The following is a 17,430-nucleotide window of genomic DNA, read 5'->3' as shown; positions in this document are numbered from 1 at the left end:
CTAGCCAGGCGTCTCGCCCAGCACCCCCCTCAACCGCTGTGCCCTGAGCACCAGTTCCAGCTCGAAGCGGCGGTCCGGGTCGTCGATCTCGGCGCCCCAGAGTTCGCGGATCTGGCGCAGGCGGTAGCGGACCGTCTGGGGGTGGACGCCCAGGCGCGCGGCCACCTCCGGGGCGCCGCCGCGGGTCTCCAGCCAGGCCAGTAACGTCTCGGCGAGGCGGCGACCGTGGGTGGGGCCGCAGTGCGCCAGGGGGGCCAGGCAGCGCAGCGCCAGGTCGTCGATCAGTTCCTCCGGTTGCAGGAGGACCAGGGCCTCGGTGTGTTCCGTGCAGTGCAGGACCTCTCCCGACGGCAGCAGCCGGCGCTCCATCAGCCGTACCGCGGCCTCGGCCCAGCGCAGTGACTTCGCCGCGTCGACCAGCGGCACCGGCGGTCCGATCGCACCGGCCCAGCCGGTGAGGGCGCGGTGGAGCAGCTCGGGGCGACCCGCCGCGTCCGGCTCCGGGACGACCATCCGGGGCTGCTCGTACTCCATGTCGAGGAGCACCCCCTGGCCGACCGCGGGCGGTACCGCCTCCCGTGCCGGGCGCAGCAGGACGCCGACGGCGACCCGCTCGGGGAGCGGCCAGCCGATGCGGGCGGCGCGTTCGGTGAGGGCCTCGGCGGGGTCGCCGTGCCGGTGGCGTTCGGCCAACAGCAGTTCCATCAGGCGGCGTTGGAGTCGCAGGCGTTCGCCGGCCTGGCGGGCCGCCGCCTCCGCGTAGCCGCGGACCGACTGGTCGACGAGGCCGTCGAGGTACTCGTAGCCCGCGTCGACGAGTTCGTACATCGCGGGCGGCGGGATCTCGACGCGCTGGCCGATGTCGGCGAAACGGCGCCAGGCCAGCCGTACGCCCATGCGGTAGATGGCCTGTAACGAGTCCAGGCTGCGGCCGCCCAGGCCCTCGCCCCGGCCGAACTCCTGGAAGACGCCGGGCGGGACCGAGGGGCGGCCCTCGGCGGTCTCCAGGTGCTGGACGAAGACCTCGATGGCGCGGCGGATACCGACGAGGGCCATCGGCTCGCCCGACTCCTCGAGGACGACGGGCAGATGGGGGTACTCGCGGCGGATCTCGCGCAGGATCTCCTCGGCCAGGGCGGGCGCCTCCGCCATCGCGATCTCGGCGAATTGGCGCACCTGAGGGCGCGGTACGTCGAGCCAGGCCGAGCGGGAAGTCACCGCCGTCACGGGTCAACTCCCCTGACCTGCTTGCTCGTACGTGATCAAGGGCGTGTTCGGCTGGTCGGGCGTCGCTTCGAGCAACGCGACGATCCCGAACGCGGCGCCCACGGCGAGCAGCGCGGCGGCCACGACGGTCAGCGCGGCGGCGATCAGTCTGGACATCGCAGGGTCAGCCTTTCGGTGGCTCTTGCCGGCGGTCGTCCCCACCCCGGTGTTCCACCCTGTCTGTCCGCCCCAGTGTCAGCAAGACATTGACACTGCGTCAAGGGAGCCATACGGTTCCCGGCCCATAGAGCGGCCCGAACTCCGTACCCTCACGCCCCAGGAGTGCCCGGATGCGCCGTACAGCCTCTCCTTTCTCTCTGATTCTGCTGGGACTTGGCACGTTCTTGCTGGTCCTGGCGCCGATGCTGGCGTGGTACGTGACTCCACGGGCCGCGGTGAACCCGATCGACATCGACCAGACCGCCGTCTACAAGGGCACCGGCCGGGTCTTCGACACCGAGCAGGTCAAGACCGTGTCCGGGCAGACGATCACCGTCACCCAGCGGGTGCGCGGCAACGTCGCGGACAGCGAACGCAGCGGTGACGCCGTGTGGGACGTGACGACCACCGTCGACACCGACAAGACCCTGCCGGCCGCCGATCCGCATGACGCGCTGGACTTCGTACCGCATCGCTGGGTCATGGACCGCAAGACCACCAAGCCCGTGCACTGCTGCGGCGAGAAGCCGTACATCGAGGGCGAGGCGTATCTGAAGTTCCCCTTCGACGTGCAAAAACGCGCCTACCAGTGGTGGGACAACACCCTCGGCAACACGATCGTGCTGACCTACCGGGATACCAAGAAGGTCCAGGGGTACACGGGTTACCGGTTCACCGGCACGGTCGCCTCGACGCGGGTCGGCAGCCGGATGGTGCCCGGCACTCTCGTCGGCCGGCCCGACAGCCCGCAGGTGCTGGCCGAGGAGTGGTACTCCAACCACGGCTTCGAGCTGGTCGTCGACCAGCGCACCGGCCGCGTGATCTACGCCCAGACCGGCCCGAAGCGCACCCTGCGGGCACCCGGTGCCAAGAAGGACGCGGTGGTGCTGCTGGACAGCCAGAAGATCGCCTTCACCACCGACACGCAGAAGGACGCGGTGAAGAAGGCCGAGCAGGACAGCGGTCAGCTGCGCGCGATCGGCGAGACGGTACCGATCGGTGCGGCTGTGTTGGGGTTCGTCCTGGTGGTGGCCGGTTCCGTTTTGGTGGTACGAGGGAGGCGGCATCCCGGTTCATCCGATACGCCCGATTCCCCGCGCACGATGTGATTGGACGTCAGATCTAATAACGCCGGAAATTGTCACCTCGGTGAGTAGCCACGGCGAACGGGTGGGCGAAAACTGTCCACCCCCACCCGAGCACAGTCCACCCACAACACCCTCGCAGCAAGCACCCAAACCCCCCACAGGAACATAAAGCCCTCCCCCACGCTCGAAGTTCCGCACCCTGAGACGAGTTGGAGCGCACATGCCCCAGCACGTGCCACCCTCGCTGCGCACCCCGCACGCCCGGGCGTCGCAGCACCCCTCGGCGCTCCCCCCACCTCCGCGCCGAATCGTTTTCCTTGCCCATCGAGACCTGGACAACCCGGCCGCCGGGGGCTCCGAGCTCCTGGTCGACCGGCTCGCCGACGGCCTCACCCAGCTCGGCCACCAGGTCACCCTGCTGTGCGGCGGTCCCGCGTCGTACCGCGACTACCGGGTCGTCTCCGCGGGCGGCGAACTCGGTCACTTCCTGCGCGCCCGCTCGGCCTTCTCCCGTCAGGTCGGCGACTGCGACCTGCTGGTCGAGGTCTGCAACGGGATGCCCTACTTCGCGCCCGTCTGGCACCGCGGTCCCACGCTGTGTCTGGTCAACCATGTGCACACCGATCTGTGGAAGATGCGGTTCGGCGGGCCGATGGCCCCCGCCGCGCGCCTCGGCCGAAGACTCGAACACTGGGCGCTGACCGGTGCGCAGCACCGGAGTCTGCTGGTCGCCGTCTCCCCCTCGACGGCGCACGCGCTGCGCGGCATCGGTGTGGAGCGGGACCGTATCCGGGTCGTCCACAACGGGGTCGAGGAGCCCGGTCCGCGTGCCGACCGGTCGCCGGAGCCGCTGTTCGTGGCGGTCGGCAGACTCGTCGAGTACAAGCGGATCGACCTGCTGCTCCGGCTGTGGGAGCGGGTACGTCCTGTGACCGGCGGCCGGCTCGTCATCATCGGCGACGGCCCCGAACGTGAGCGGTTGGAGCAACTCGCCGGTCCCGGCGTCCAGTTCACCGGGCATGTCTCCGAGGCCGAGAAGCACCGGCTGCTGTGCGAGGCCTGGCTGCTGCTGCATCCCTCCGCGGTGGAGGGCTGGGGCCTGGTCGTCACCGAGGCGGCCGCCCGTGAGACGCCGACCATCGCCTTCGACGTACCCGGTCTGCGGGACTCCGTCGTGGACGGGGAGACGGGTGTCCTCGCGCGCGGTGAGTCCACCTTCGCGGCGGCCTGGTGCACGCTCGCCCTGTCGGGTGAGCGCCGGGAGCTGATGGGCAAGGCGGCGCTCGACCACGCGGCGCGTTACCGCTGGCACCGGACGGTCAGACAGTTCCGCGCCGTGGCAGCCGAGGCGGTGAGGGGCTGGGCGCCATGACGGGCCTCAAGGACCCTTCGATACGCAGGTCGGTCGCCCTCTTCCGGGCCTTTCTCCACGAGCAGGACGACCCCGACGCCTGCTACTCGCTCCTCGCCCGCGACTCCGTCGACCAGGTCGAGGCCTACGACGGTCCGGTCGACGGGCGGGTCGTCGTGGACGTCGGCGGGGGCAGCGGGTGCTTCACCGAGGAGTTCCGCAGACGCGGAGCCCACGCCTATCTCTTCGAACCCGACCTGAGCGAACTCGGCCCCAAGCCGCCCGACGGGGCCGTCGTCGCCGACGGGTATCTGCTGCCCCTGTACAGCGGGGTCGCGGACGTCACGTTCTCGTCCAACGTGCTGGAGCACGTGGCCGATCCGCAGACCTTCGTCAGTGAGCTGGTGCGCGTGACGCGGCCCGGCGGGCTGATCTATCTGTCGTTCACCAACTGGCTGTCCCCGTGGGGCGGCCACGAGTGGGCGCCCTGGCACTACCTGGGTGCCGAGCGGGCGCGGGCCCGCTACCGGCGCCGTACCGGAAAGGCCGCCAAGCACACCCTCGGCGAGAACCTGTTCGCCGTGCACATCGGCCCGACCCTGCGGCAGGTGCGCGCCCGCGACGACGTGCGGGTGGTCTCGGCGCGCTCCCGCTACTGGCCGTTCCTCGCGGAGACCGTCGTCAAGGCGCCCGGCATCCGCGAGATCGCCACCTGGAACCTCCTCCTCATCCTCCGGCGGTGTCCACCATGACGACGTCCACGGTCCAGGCCCCTCCCCCGGCCGCCGTACCCTCCACCGCGCGTATGTCGGGCCCGCCGGAGGGCCCGCGTTCGCGGCGCTGGCTGCTGGGGTTCTGGGCCGTGGTGTTCGTCCTGTTCCTGGCGGTGCACCCGGGGCGGCAGACCTTCGACACCAAGCTCGGGGTCACGGTCGACCCGGGCCGGTTCTTCTCCGACCTCGGCCAGCTCTGGCAGGACCAGGGCGGCTTCGGCGGGATCTCGGACCAGTACACCGGCTATCTGTGGCCGATGCTGCCGTTCTACTGGCTGGCCGACCTGGTGCGGCTGCCGGTGTGGCTCGCGGAGCGGCTGTGGATGTCGCTCATCGTGTCGGTCGCCTTCTGGGGCGCGCTGCGGCTGGCCGAGCGGCTGCGGATCGGCAGCGGCGCCTCGCGGCTGCTGGCCGCCCTCGCGTACGCGCTGTGGCCGGTGTTCACCATCGTCATCGGCTCCACGTCGGCGGCCGCGCTGCCCGGCGCCTTCCTGCCCTGGGTGCTGCTGCCGCTGGTCGACGAGCGGTACAGCGCCCGGGTCGCCGCCCTGCGCTCGGCGGTGCTCATCCCGTTCATGGGCGGCGTGAACGCGGCCTCGACCCTCGCGTCGCTGCTCCCGGTCGGGCTCTATCTGCTGTCCCGGCCGCCGGGCCCACGGCAGCGCAAGCTGATCGCCTGGTGGCTGCCGGGTCTGGTGCTCGCGACGGCCTGGTGGTGGATCCCGCTGCTGCTGCTCGGCTTCTACGGCGAGAACTTCCTTCCCTACGTGGAGAGTTCGCAGACCACGACCGAGACCATGGCGGCGACCGAGGCGCTGCGCGGCGCCGGGAACTGGGTGGCGTATCTGCACTTCGGGGAGGCCTGGCTGCCGGCCGGCTGGACCGTCGTCTCCTCGGTGATCGTCATCGTCTGCTCCGCCCTCGCGGCCGGACTCGGGCTCGCGGGGCTCGCCCGGCGGGACATGCCGGAGCGGCGCTGGCTGACGCTGACGGTGATCGTGATCGCGCCGATCCTGCTCGCCGGGTACGGCGGCGCCTTCGGGGCGCCCTTCCACGGGGTGGTGCAGGACTGGCTGAACGGCGGTCTGGTGCCGTTCCGGAACATCTACAAGTTCCAGACGGGGCTGGCCCTGGCGCTGGTGCTGGGCCTCGCCCATCTGGCGGGGGTCGCGGCCGAGGCGCGGGGGGCCCGGCCGGTGCGGGGGCGCCGGTTCGCCCCGCTGATCGCGGCGGTGCTGATCCTGCCGGGTCTGATGTGGCCGTATCTCAACGGCTCGATCCTGAACCCGGGTTCCTTCCAGGAGATCCCCAAGTACTGGAAGGCAACGGCCAGTTGGCTGAAGGAGGCCTCGCCGGACGCCCGCGCCCTGGTCGTCCCGGCGACCGCGCACGGCATCTACACCTGGGGTTCCCCCATCGACCAGCCGCTGGACGTGGTCGCCGAGTCCCGCTGGGCGCAGCGCGACTACGTCCCCTTCGGCACGGCCGGCAACCGGCGCGCGATGGACGCCGTCGAGCAGGCCCTGACGACCGGCGGTGAAGTACCGGGCCTGGCGGACTACTTGAGCCGCTCCGGGATCTACTACGTCGTCGTCCGCAACGACCTCGACCCCGACCAGATCGGCTATGTGCCGACGACCACGGTCAAGCGGACCCTGGAACAGTCCGGGTACGTCCGGATGAAGGGCCTCGGCCCGATCATGACCGGCGGCCGGATCATCCAGGACGCCCCGCTCGCCGTCGAGGGCCTGTATCCGAGGCAGCGGGCGGTGGAGATCTACAAGCCCGCCGACAACATCCCCAACCCCCGGCACGCGGGCCTGCTCCCGGTCGCCGACACCGCCGTGGTCTCCGGCGGCCCCGAGTCGCTGCTGCCGCTCGCCTCCGAGCTGCGAGGCCGGCCGACCGTCCTGACCGGCGACAACCACCCCGGTGTGGGCAGCCCGCCGCTCCAGGTGGTCGGCGACGGACTGCGCCGCGCGGACACCCGGTTCGGCCTGGTCAACGCCAACACCTCGTACACGTACACCAGCGATGAGCGGAACGCCGAGGACGCCGCCGAGGACGCTGGCGAGAAACCGCACCAGATCCTGCCGACCAAGGGCCTCGACCATCAGACGGTGGCCCAACTGCGGGGCGCCCGCTCGGTGTCGGCGTCCAGTTACGGCAACTGGCTGTTCCATCTGCCGCAGTACGACCCGGTGAACGCCTTCGACGGCAACCCCGACACCGCCTGGGCGGAGGGCGCGCTGGGCTCGGCGGACGGGCAGTGGCTGCGGATCGGGTTCTCCGACGACGCCTACGACATGCCGTCGTCGTTCAAGGTGACACCGCTGCCGCAGGACAGCGTGCGGTCGGCGGCGACGAAGGTGCGGGTGGAGACGGAGAAGGGGTCCGAGACCACCATCGTGCGCTCCGACGGCAGCACACAGACCATCAAGTCGCCGCCCGGTGAGACGAGTTGGATGAAGCTGACGATCCTCGACTCGGTGGAGCGCCGCAGCGGTCTGCTGGGCGCCGGGTTCTCCGAGATCACGCTGCCGGACGTCCAGGTGACCCGGCTGCTGCGGCTGCCGACCGACGCCGAGGAGAGCGGTGCCGCCGCCGAGCTGATCTCCCTGCACCGCGCCGCCAACCCGACGGGCCTGTCCGCCACGGGCACCGAGGCCGGCCTGCACCGGCGGTTCTCGACGGCCACGGGAGGGACGTACGCGATCCGGGCGAGCGCGACCGCCGTGCCGGGCGAGGAACTCGACCGGATGCTGTACGAGGTCGCGCCCACCCAGGACAACCGGGTGACCGCCACCGCCGACTCCACGGCCGCCCTCGGCGTCGGGCTGTCCGCGCGCAACCTCACCGACGGCGATCTGACGACGGCGTGGATCGCGGGCGACCGGCCCACGATCCATCTGCGCTGGGACGGCAAGCAGCCGGTGAGCGAGCTGGTGCTGGCCCCGGCGGGCGGTCTCTCCACCCGTCCCACCGAGGTGAACATCAGCTCCCCGGACGGCGCCACCATCGCCGGGGTCGACGAGAACGGCTGGGTGCGCTTCCCGGCGATCACCACCGACCGACTCGACATCACGATCACCCAGACGGCACCGCTGACCCTCTACAACCCCATGGTCGACGAGGATCTGCGGCTGCCGGTGGGCCTGACCGAGGCCTACATCCCCTCGCTGGAGACCCCCGACGCCTCCTACCGGACGCCCCAGCCGGACGCCGACCGCGCGTTCTCGCTGCCGTGCGGCGAGGGCCCGGTGGTGTCGGTGGACCGCGAGCTCTACCAGACCGGCGTGAAGGGAACCGTGGGTGACCTCACCGAGCGCCGGCCCGTCGAGGTGACGCTCTGCCAGGAGGGCCGCGAGGACGCCGAGTTGGAGCTCGGGGCGGGCACGCACCAGGTCGAGGCCGGGGACTCCGGCCCGCTGCCCCTCACCGACCTCACCCTGACCCGGGGCACGGTCGCCGAGCCCACCGCCACCGGCCGCGAACTGCGGATACAGGACTGGCTCGGCGACCGCCGCGAGGTGACGGTCGGCTCCGGCGCGGCCATGTACCTGACGACGTACGAGAACTACAACGACGGCTGGAAGGCCACCCTCGGCGGCAAGGAACTGTCGTCGGTGCGGCTCGACGGCTGGCAGCAGGGCTGGCGGGTCCCGGCCGGGGCGGGCGGCACGGTCAAGCTGTCGTACGAACCGGCGACGACCTACGACGGCGCGCTGATCGGCAGTGGCGTCGCGGTGCTGGTCCTGGTGGGCCTGGTGCTGTGGCGGCGGCACGAGCCCAACCCCGACGAACTCCAGCCGGCGCCCCCGCCGCCGGGCCTCTGGCTGGGCACGGTCGCGCTCACGGTGGTGGGTGTGGTGATCGCCGGGTGGTTCGCGCTGCTGGTGCCGGCGCTCGCCCTGCTGGCGCACCGCAGGCACGAGTGGCTCGTCCCGATCGCCCTCGTGGCGCTGGCCGGAGCGGGCATCGCGACCGCGACGGGGGCGGGCGAGCCGGTGTCGGCGGGCCATGGCGCCTTCGGTCATACGGCCCAACTGCTGGCGCTGATCGGCCTGTTCGCGGCGGTGGTGAGCGTACGGGAGCCCACGGCCGAGAGCACGAGGAGCGCCCCACCCGAATCCGAGGCGCCGACCCGGCAGTTGCCCAAAGTCGAAGGGGGCGGGCCCGTATGACCACCGCATCCGAGCGCATCCCGTTCCCCGTGGTGGACGAGGTCTCCCGGCACTGCCTCCAGGAGGAGGAGCCGGAGACGGTCCACATCGAGGTCCATCTGCCGGGGCGACTGGACCCGGCGGGGCTGCGCAAGGCGTTCCACGAGGCGCTGCTGCGGCATCCGCGCATCCTCATGCGGGAGGCGCGCGGGCCCTGGTACCGGCGCCGCTACGAGTGGGAGCTGACCGAGCGGCCGGACGTGGAGGTGGTCACCTTTCCGGCGCCGGGCCGGGACGCGCTGCGGGACGCCCGGACCCGGGCACTGACGACGGCACCGCCACTGACGGACTCACCGCCGATCAGGCTGGAGGTGGTGGAGGGGGCGGGGCGAGCGGAGGGCAGCGAGGCCTCCGACGGCGTGGGACTGACGGCGAGCCGCCGCGCCGACACGGCTGTGGGCGGTCGGGCCGACATGGCGGTAGGCGGTCGAGCCGACACGGCTGCGGGCGGTCGTGCCGCTGGTTCTGTTCCCGCCCCGAAGAGCGCGGCACCCGCGCAACTCGGCCGAGCAATCCCCACCCCCGCCCGGCCCCAGGGCACGGTCCTGTTCCTCACCATCAACCACACCGCCCTCGACGGCCCCGCCTGTCTCCGTGTCCTTGCCACCGCCGCCGAGCTCTACAGCGGCCGGGACAACTCCCCCGCCGCACCCCCCGTCCGCACGGCCGAGATCCAGCAGGACCCCGCGGACACCCCCTCCAACTGGTCACCCCCCGCCCGGGTCGCCCCCGGCACCCCCGAGCCCTCCCCCGGCAACGGCATGCTCGTCACCGAACTCCCGCTCCCGCACCGCCCCAAGGGCGCCCCCTACACGGTGAACGACCAGCTCATGGTCGCCACCGCCCTCACCATCGCCCACTGGAACCGCGAGCACGGTGCCCCACCGCGCCCCCTGCGCATCACGATGCCCGTGGACGACCGCCCCCGGGACACCACCATGCCGATCGGCAACGGCACCCGGCTCGTCGAAGTCCCCTTCTCCCCACAGGAGTTGACCACCGCCGACCTGCCCGGACTGCTCGAGCGCACCGCGTCCCGCACCCGCGCCCTCAAGTCCCTGCCGCGCCCCCAGCTCGGCCACGGCGCCGCCCTGCTCACCGCCCCGGTCACCCCCGTGGCCTGGCGGGCCGCCCTCACGCGGGGTCTGCGCAGGGCCGCGGCGCCCTGGACGTCCACCACGCTCCTGAGCAACATCGGCCGCATCCCGTACCCGCTGGACTTCGGCGAGGAGGCGGGCCGCGCGCACGCCGTGTGGTTCTCGGCACCGGCCCGGATGCCCCGCGGTCTCACCGTCACCACCGCCTCCACCGCCGGCCGTCTCCATCTCGCCCTGCGCTGGTCGCGCGCCCTGCTCAGCCATGGCGACGGCGCCCATCTGCGCGACCTGTTCGAGCACTATCTGCACACCACGGACGTGGAGCAGCGATGACGACCGCCCCCGCGAAACCCCGCGAGCTGCGCGACTTCTACGAGGACCCGGCGGTCCCCGTGGCGTCCGGCGCCCCCCGCAGCCTCCGCCAGGCCCGCATGCTGGCCGAGGCTCTCCCCGCGGAGCCCCCGAAGACCATCCTCGACATCGGCTGCGGCGACGGAACCGCGGCCGCCGTCGCCGCCCCCCTGCTCCCCGGCCACCGCCTCATCGGCGTCGACTGGTCCCAGGACGCCCTGCGCCGCGCCCGCACCCGGCTCCCGTACGCCGTCCGAGGTGAACTCACCGGTGGAGGACTGCCGTTCGCGAGCGAGTCCATCGACGCCGTGCTGTTCAGCGAGGTGATCGAGCATCTCGTCGACCCGGACTCGGCGATGGACGAGATCCGGCGGGTACTGCGTCCTGGAGGCCATCTCATGCTCTCCACACCGAACTTGGCGGCCTGGTACAACCGCGCCCTCCTGCTGGCGGGTGTGCAGCCGGTGTTCTCCGAGGTCAGTCTCAGGGCCATCCACGGCCGTCCCGGCCGCGAGGTCGTGGGGCATCTGCGGCTCTACACCGCCCGCGCGCTGCGGGAGTTCGTCGCGGCCGCCGGCTTCACGGTCGTACGGCTGGAGGGGGCGCCCTTCCACGGCGTACCTCGGCCGCTGCGGCCGCTCGACCGGCTGGCGTGTCACAGACCGTCCCTCGCCTCGATCCTGTTGTTGCACGCGCGGAAGACTTAAGGGGCGTGGACCATGTGGTGGGGAGTGGCCGCGGCGCTGCTGGCGAACACCCTGTACAGCCTCGGTTTCGTCCTGGAGAAACGGGCGCTCGGCTCCCTGCCCGAGGTGTCGATCCGGCAACCCGCCCGGCTGCTGCGGCTGGTGCTCGGCAGCCCGCTGTGGATCGGGGGGTCGCTCGCGCTGGCCGCCGGGTTCGGCGCGCAGCTGATCGTCTACCGCACGCTGCCGATCGCCGCCGCGCAGGGCATCTTCGTCTCAGGGCTGGTGCTGCTGGTCCTGCTGTCGGCGCGGCTGCTGGGCGAGGAGACGACCGGGCGGGAGCGGTACGCCCTCGCGGCGATCCTCGGGGCGCTGCTGATGGTGGTGCTGTCGCTGGACGAACGCGCGGACACCGTCAGCCAGGCGGCCCCGTACCCGCTGATCCTGCTGGTGTGCGTGCCGTCGCTGGCGGCGGGCGTGTGGCTGTACGGGGCCGCCGAGCGGCGGGCCCGGCACCGGCACCGGATGCCGACGACCGGCGTCGAGTACGGCGTGGCGGTGGGCCTGCTCTACGGCGTCAGCTCGCTCGCCATCAAGGGTGTGTCCAGCTACCTGACGTCGAGCGGACTGGGCGGGGCGGTCGTGGACCTGCTCCGGTCGCCGTATCCGTATCTGCTGCTGTTCACCGGCGCGTTCGGGCTGGTCATGTCGCAGGCCGCGCTCCAGCGCTGCCGGGCGTCGCTGATCGTGCCGGTGTGCACGACGGTGACCTGCCTCTACACCGCGGTCCTCGGCACGTTGTCGTTCGGCGAGGCGCTGCCGCACGACCCGCTGCGGCTGGCTCTGCGACTGGCCGGGACGGCGCTGGCCGTCTCGGTACTGCTGTCCATGCCCAAACACGACCCGCGTCCCGAGCAACCTCCCGTCGGGGCCAAGGAGTTGACACCACCGTGAAAGCCGACGACCCACTGCTCCAGATCCTGGCGTGCCCGCTCGACAAGGGGCCGCTGCACCTCGTCGTGCCGGACGGCCCGACGGCCCCGGACGAGTCCCTCTACAACCCGCGGCTGCGCCGCCGCTACCCCGTCCTGGACGGCATCCCGCAGCTGCTGCCGTCCTCCGGGGAGCAGGTCTCGGACGACGAGCACGAGGAACTCCTCAAGCGGATGACCCCATGACACTGGCCGCGAGAGTCGCCCAACTGCTGCCCACCCGGCTGGTCGCCGCCGTCGCCCGGGCCGTGTACCCGCGCTTCGAACCGGAGTTGGCGCGGCTGGCCGAGCTGTGCCCGGCGGGGTGCGGAACGGCCGTGGACGTCGGTGGCTGGTACGGCCCGTGGACGCGGCGCCTGTCGAGACGGGCCCGCCGGGTGGTGACCGTGGAGCCGGTCCCGCACCTCGCGCGGCTGCTCGCGGCGACTGCCCCGGCCAACGTCCGGGTCGTCCAGGCCGCCGCCGCCGAGCGCCCCGGTCAGGCCCGGCTCTGGCTTCCGGCGCGCGACGCGGGCGACCGGGGTGTCTCCTCGCTGGTCCGCCGCGACATCCACGCCCAGGCGGTCCCGGTCGGCTGTGTGACCCTCGACGAACTCGGCCTGAAGGACGTCGGTTTCATGAAGGTCGACGTCGACGGCAGCGAGCTCGCGGTGCTGCGCGGCGCGACGGGCATCCTGGCCCGTGACCGGCCGGCGCTCTTCATCGAGCTGGAGTCCCGTATCCAGCCGATCGGCCCGGTGGTGACGTATCTGTCGCTGCTCGGCTACGACGGCTGGGTGCTGCCCGGCCGGGACTGGATACCGCTGAGCGCCTTCCCGTTGGAGGCCCACCAGGCGGAGGCCGCGTACGTCGTGAGCCACGGTCTGCTCCGCCGTGTCCTGCCCTTCCGTGGGCCCCGGTACGTCAATTCGGTGCTCTTCCTGCCGGACGGCCGCCACCCGCACGGAGCCGAAGGACGCGTCGGGGACCATGGTTCCCATGCCCTCCGCGAAACCCCCCGCTAGCCCGTTCACGCACCGCGACTTCCAGTTGGTCCTGCTGCGCCGGATGGCCGACCACAACCCGGACCTGGTCGAGGACGCCCGCCGCGAACTGGGCGCCTCCCTGGCCGACATGCGCGAGGCGAACAAGCGCTGGCAGGCGATGCTCCGCTCGCCGCGCGCCCGCGCCGCCGCCTCCCGGTACCGCTCGGTGCTGGGCGCGCCCGAGTCGGTGCTGACCCGCAAGGTGGGCGACCTGGACTGCGAGGCCTGGCTGTGGCCGCTCCCTCTCTGGCCGGACCTGCGCTTCGAGGTACTGCTGGCGCCGAACGGCGGGGTGTGGAACGAGTGGCTGGTCCGCGCACCGGGGGCACCCGGCCCGGAGCTGCGGACCCTCGACGACCTCGTGCCCTGGTCGTGCACGGTCGACGAGGCGGCCCGCGCCTTCGCCCCGGTCCGCCCTCTGGAGGGCACGGCGCCCACCCGCTGGGGGCTGGCGTTCACGGCACCGGACGGGGACGGGGTGCGGCGCGAGTGCGCGGCCGAGTTCACCTGGGGTCTGCTGCAACGGGTCGCTGTGCGCTGAGCCGGGAGAATGCCGAGCGGCGGGAAAGCCGAGCTGCGGTAAAGCCGAGCCGTGCGAATACGGCCGTATCCGATCAGCCCTGGTCGTCAACCGCTCCGATTGCTCGCCTTCTTCTCCGGAGAACGGAAAATGCCGGTCGTCCGGCGGGTACCGGGCCCTGTGGATCTACGGTCCGAAGGTGTGCTCCGACCTCGCCCGTCCCGACCCGAGGCATCCACCCGACCCGAGGCATCCATGGGAGGCGTCCCGATGACCGAGATGACCGAACGCGCGGAAGACGGTCATCGGACCGTGCCCGTCGAGCGGCTCAAGCTGGGCGATCACGCCTGTATGAGCGTGCGCGGCGGCGAGTCGCCGTGGAAGGTCTTCACGGCGTACACCCGGACCAGCCTGGCCCGCCGGGAGAAGGTCCTGCTCGTCATGACCCCGGACGACATGAACGACGACGACGTGGTCGCCTTCCTGGACGACGGCAGCGGTCGGGTCGCCGAGGCCCGGGACAGCGGCCAGCTCTCCCTCAAGCGGACCACGGAGATGTACCTCCCCGACGGCCGCTTCGACAAGGACCGCACGATCGACCTGTACACCGCGGAGGTCGACCGCGCCGCCGGCGAGGGCTGGGCGGCGCTGCGGCTGACGGCCGACATGAGCTGGGCCCCGGAGATCGGGCTCGACCACGAACGGCTGCTGGACTACGAGGCCTCCGTGGCCCCGTTGTTCGCCGACCCGCTGTTCACCGCCATCTGCTGGTACGACCACGCGCGCTTCGGCGACCGGCTCCTCGACGACATGCACAAGGTCCATCCGCTGCGGGTGATGGAGAACCTCGACGCGCTCGACGTCACCGGGACACCGGACGGCAGCCGGATCGCCGGCTCCGCGGGGCTCGACACCCGCGTGGAGTTCGTGGAGGCCCTGCGCGAGGCGCTGAGCCGCCGGAACGCGCCCGGGCCCGCCCGCCGGCTCCTCGACCTCAGGGACCTGTGCTTCATGGAGGCGCACTGCGCCTGGCAGCTGATCAGCCTCGCCGGATCGCTGCCGGAGGGCAGCGAGGTCACCGTGCGGTGCGGGGAACTCCTGGCGCTGGTGCTGCGCCAGCTCGGCGCCGACGACGTGCCCCAACTGGTGCTCAGCGTCGAGGAAGACGAGGTGGCGGTGTGAGCGCGGAGCCGCTGCTGCCCCGCAGGGCGTTCGAGCGGGCCGACCTGCCGGCGCTGCGCCACCTGGTGGCCGCGGGCGCGACGAGAGCGGGGCTCGACGGCACGGCGAACGGGGCGTTCGTCCAGGCCGCGTTGGAGATCGCCACGAACGCGGTGGTGCACGGCGGGGGCCACGGAACCATCGAACTGCGGGTCGTGGGCCAGGAGTTGCGGTGCGAGGTCAGAGACGGCGGCCCCGGGATGCCGGACCGCGCCGACACCGCCGACACCGCCGACGGGCGGGGACTACGACTGGCGGAAGCGCTGACCGAGCGACTCGACGTGAGCGGCGGACCTGGCCTGCGCGGGACGACGGTGACACTGAGGGTACGGGTACCGGAATCCCTCAACTGACCGCCTGCACAAGGCAGTCGTACGACCGACGCGGTACGGCTGCCTAGTCCTTCACCTGGCCCCGTGCGCTGAACCACGCCGCGACCTGGCTCCGGTTGGTGAACCCCAGTTTCACGAGTATCCGCTCGACGTGCCCCTCCGCCGTCCGCTGGGCGATGACCAGGGTGTCGGCGATCTGCCGGTTGGTGCGCCCCTGCGCGATCAGTGCGGCGACCTGTGCCTCCCGGCGAGTCAGCGGCACCTCCTCCGGCACGCTCCCGGTGGTGCGCGCCGGTGCGGCCGGCTCCCGCGTCTCCCGCAGCGCGTACGCGACGACCGCGTCCGTGGAGAGCCGCCCGCCCCGCCGATGGGCCCGCTCGTACGCCTCGTCGCCCAGTACCTGCCGCGCGTGGTGCTCGGGCGTCCGCGGCCGGCCCGGTCGCCGTGGCTCCACCGGGTTGCCGCCGATGTCACGCCAGATCCGGTCGACCGCCCCGCGCAGCACCCCGGCCCGCTCGGCCGCCCCCGCCAACGCCTCCGCGGCGGCCAGCACTTCGAGGGTGCGGGCCAGACTTTGGCGCTGGTGCACGGTGTACGGCAACCGCAGACACGCGCGGGCCTGCTCGGCGGCGCTCTCGTACTCCCCCGCCGCCCACCGGGCCAGCGCGAGGGTGCGCAGCGCCCAGGACCGCGCCCACTGTTCGCCGTACGCCTCGCACAGCGCGACCGCCTCGGCGCACAGCGGCACCGCCTCCTCGGGCCGGCCCCGGCTGACGAGGGTGCAGGCCAGCTCGATCCGGGTGAGGACGACGAAACCGGCCGTCGCGGAGCGGACCCGGCCCGGTCCGAGGGCCGCGGGCGGCACCGGCGCCGGGGTGGGGAGCGGTGGCTCCTCGTCGGCCGCCGGACGGGGCGGCTCGGCGCCCGCCAGGACGGCGGCCGAGCGGGTGTGCACCAGCGACATCAGCGCGCCGCCCCACATCGCCCTGGTCAGCGCCTCCTCCGGACGTGCCCCGGCGCGCAGCGCACCGTCCATCCAGTGCCGGCCCTGGCCCCAGACCCCGCCGGCGACCCAGTGGAACCAGAGGGAGGCGGCGAGTCGCAGCCCGCTCTGCGCCTCGCCCGGTGTGGTGAGGCAGAAGTCCAGCGCGGCATGGAGGTTGTCCCGGTCGGTCCGCAGCCGTTCGATGATCTCCAGCTGGTGCGGGCCGAACCAGGTCCGCTCGTACTCGACGGCCAGCCGCGCGAAGTGGTCCCGGTGCCGCCGCCGCACCTCGGCCACCGCGCCGAGGCTCTCCAGTCTCTCCAGCCCGTAGTCGCGCAGGGAGACGAGCAGCCGGTAGCGCACCTGCCCGCCGCCCTCCTCGCGGACCAGCACCGACTTGTCGACCAGCCCCGCGACGGCGTCCAGGACGTCCACGGGGTCGAGGTCCCGCCCCGCGCACACGGCCTCCGCGGCGGCCAGGTCGAAGCCGCCCACGAACACCGACAGACACGCCCACACCAACTGCTCCTGCGCCGTGCACAGTTCGTGGCTCCAGTCGACGGCGGAGCGCAGGGTGCGGTGCCGGGGCGCGGAGGAGGGGCTGCCGCCGGTGAGCAGCCGGTAGCGGTCGTCGAGCCGTTCGACGAGCTGGTCCACGCCGAGCGCCCGGACCCGTACCGCCGCGAGTTCGATGGCGAGCGGCAGTCCGTCGAGGCGGCGGCACAGCCGGGCCACGGCCCGCTGGTTGGCCTCGCCGACGGTGAAGCCGGGCACCACGGCGGCCGCCCGGTCGGCGAACAGCCTGAGCGCCGGGAACCGTTCGGCGGCGAACGCGCCCGCGATGATCTCCTCCGGCGTGGGCGCGGGCAGCGGCGGCACCTCGTAGAGCTGCTCGCCGGCCAGTCCGAGCCGGTGCCGGCTGGTGGCGAGGATCCGCACGCCCTCCGTCGCCGACAGCAGGGCCGCCGCGAGGAGCGCGCAACTGCGCGGCAGATGCTCGCAGTTGTCCAGCACGATCAGCAGCTGCCGCTCCCGCAGGTACTCCACGAGCACGTCCAGCGGCGGCCGGACGCTCTCGCTGCGCACGCCGAGCGCGTCGATCACGGCGTGCGGGACGAACGCCTCGTCCCGCAGCGCGGCGAGCGGGACCAGCCACACCCCGTCCGGGAAGACCCGCGCCACCTGCTGTGCCACATGCCCGGCGAGCCGGGTCTTGCCCACCCCGCCGGGCCCCGTCAGGGTCAGCAGTCTGCCCGCCGACAGGAGCCGTCTGACCTCCGCCGCCTCGTCCCTGCGCCCCACGAAGCTCGTCAGCTCCACAGGAAAGCCCGAAGTGCGCCGCGACTCTGATCCGCCCACGA

General features: G+C 72.6%; 15 protein-coding genes. 12 read left to right on the top strand and 3 right to left on the bottom strand.

Annotated elements, in window-relative coordinates:
• Together ABKA17_RS25855 and ABKA17_RS25850 are read right to left on the bottom strand one after the other, a co-directional pair.
• A complete protein-coding gene (locus ABKA17_RS25855) occupies positions 1-1,218 on the bottom strand; it encodes a PucR family transcriptional regulator (RefSeq protein WP_353694805.1) in 1,218 nt (405 codons plus the stop codon).
• Positions 1,219-1,230: 12 nt separating this feature from the next.
• Positions 1,231-1,383, bottom strand: coding sequence for a hypothetical protein (locus ABKA17_RS25850; protein ID WP_353694607.1), 153 nt, complete (start codon positions 1,381-1,383; stop codon positions 1,231-1,233).
• 173 nt (positions 1,384-1,556) lie between these two features.
• Here ABKA17_RS25850 and pgfA point away from each other — a divergent pair, with 173 nt between their 5' ends.
• From pgfA to ABKA17_RS25790, 12 genes are all read left to right on the top strand, one after another.
• Positions 1,557-2,534, top strand: a complete 978-nt coding sequence (gene pgfA / locus ABKA17_RS25845) for a cell envelope lipid trafficking protein PgfA (protein ID WP_353694606.1) — start codon at positions 1,557-1,559, stop codon at positions 2,532-2,534.
• A 199-nt stretch (positions 2,535-2,733) separates the two neighbouring features.
• Complete coding sequence (locus ABKA17_RS25840) at positions 2,734-3,885, top strand: glycosyltransferase family 4 protein (protein WP_353694605.1); 1,152 nt, start codon at positions 2,734-2,736, stop codon at positions 3,883-3,885.
• On the top strand, positions 3,882-4,616 hold the full coding sequence (locus tag ABKA17_RS25835) for a class I SAM-dependent methyltransferase (RefSeq protein WP_353694604.1): 735 nt from the start codon (positions 3,882-3,884) through the stop codon (positions 4,614-4,616). The genes ABKA17_RS25840 and ABKA17_RS25835 overlap by 4 nt, the downstream gene beginning before the upstream one ends.
• On the top strand, positions 4,613-8,821 hold the full coding sequence (locus tag ABKA17_RS25830; protein WP_353694804.1) for an alpha-(1->3)-arabinofuranosyltransferase domain-containing protein: 4,209 nt from the start codon (positions 4,613-4,615) through the stop codon (positions 8,819-8,821). Before ABKA17_RS25835 ends, ABKA17_RS25830 begins: the two co-directional genes overlap by 4 nt.
• Positions 8,818-10,290, top strand: a complete 1,473-nt coding sequence (locus ABKA17_RS25825; protein ID WP_353694603.1) for a condensation protein — start codon at positions 8,818-8,820, stop codon at positions 10,288-10,290. Before ABKA17_RS25830 ends, ABKA17_RS25825 begins: the two co-directional genes overlap by 4 nt.
• Positions 10,287-11,015 carry a class I SAM-dependent methyltransferase gene (locus ABKA17_RS25820; RefSeq protein WP_353694602.1) on the top strand — a complete coding sequence of 243 codons (729 nt, stop codon included), beginning with the start codon at positions 10,287-10,289 and terminating at the stop codon, positions 11,013-11,015. Before ABKA17_RS25825 ends, ABKA17_RS25820 begins: the two co-directional genes overlap by 4 nt.
• 24 nt (positions 11,016-11,039) lie before the next feature.
• Complete coding sequence (locus tag ABKA17_RS25815) at positions 11,040-11,948, top strand: hypothetical protein (protein ID WP_353694803.1); 909 nt, start codon at positions 11,040-11,042, stop codon at positions 11,946-11,948.
• Positions 11,945-12,172, top strand: coding sequence for a Trm112 family protein (locus ABKA17_RS25810; RefSeq protein ID WP_353694601.1), 228 nt, complete (start codon positions 11,945-11,947; stop codon positions 12,170-12,172). The genes ABKA17_RS25815 and ABKA17_RS25810 overlap by 4 nt, the downstream gene beginning before the upstream one ends.
• Positions 12,169-12,990 carry an FkbM family methyltransferase gene (locus ABKA17_RS25805; RefSeq protein WP_353694600.1) on the top strand — a complete coding sequence of 274 codons (822 nt, stop codon included), beginning with the start codon at positions 12,169-12,171 and terminating at the stop codon, positions 12,988-12,990. The genes ABKA17_RS25810 and ABKA17_RS25805 overlap by 4 nt, the downstream gene beginning before the upstream one ends.
• Positions 12,956-13,552, top strand: a complete 597-nt coding sequence (locus tag ABKA17_RS25800; RefSeq protein ID WP_353694599.1) for a hypothetical protein — start codon at positions 12,956-12,958, stop codon at positions 13,550-13,552. Before ABKA17_RS25805 ends, ABKA17_RS25800 begins: the two co-directional genes overlap by 35 nt.
• Positions 13,553-13,801: 249 nt before the next feature.
• Entirely contained in the window at positions 13,802-14,713 is a 912-nt protein-coding gene (locus tag ABKA17_RS25795) for an MEDS domain-containing protein (protein WP_353694598.1), read from the top strand.
• Complete coding sequence (locus ABKA17_RS25790; RefSeq protein WP_353694597.1) at positions 14,710-15,105, top strand: ATP-binding protein; 396 nt, start codon at positions 14,710-14,712, stop codon at positions 15,103-15,105. The genes ABKA17_RS25795 and ABKA17_RS25790 overlap by 4 nt, the downstream gene beginning before the upstream one ends.
• Before the next feature lie 43 nt (positions 15,106-15,148).
• Here the strand turns inward: ABKA17_RS25790 and ABKA17_RS25785 are convergent, their stop codons facing one another.
• The gene (locus ABKA17_RS25785; protein WP_353694596.1) at positions 15,149-17,371 is read right to left on the bottom strand and encodes an ATP-binding protein; all 2,223 of its coding nucleotides are present in this window, start codon (positions 17,369-17,371) and stop codon (positions 15,149-15,151) included.
• Positions 17,372-17,430: the final 59 nt, after the last annotated feature.

This window comes from Streptomyces sp. RG80, assembly GCF_040446465.1.
In the GTDB taxonomy this organism is placed as follows: Bacteria; Actinomycetota; Actinomycetes; order Streptomycetales; family Streptomycetaceae; genus Streptomyces.
Note: the sequence above shows the minus strand (reverse complement) of the source record. Positions and strands in the feature narration are given on the sequence as shown.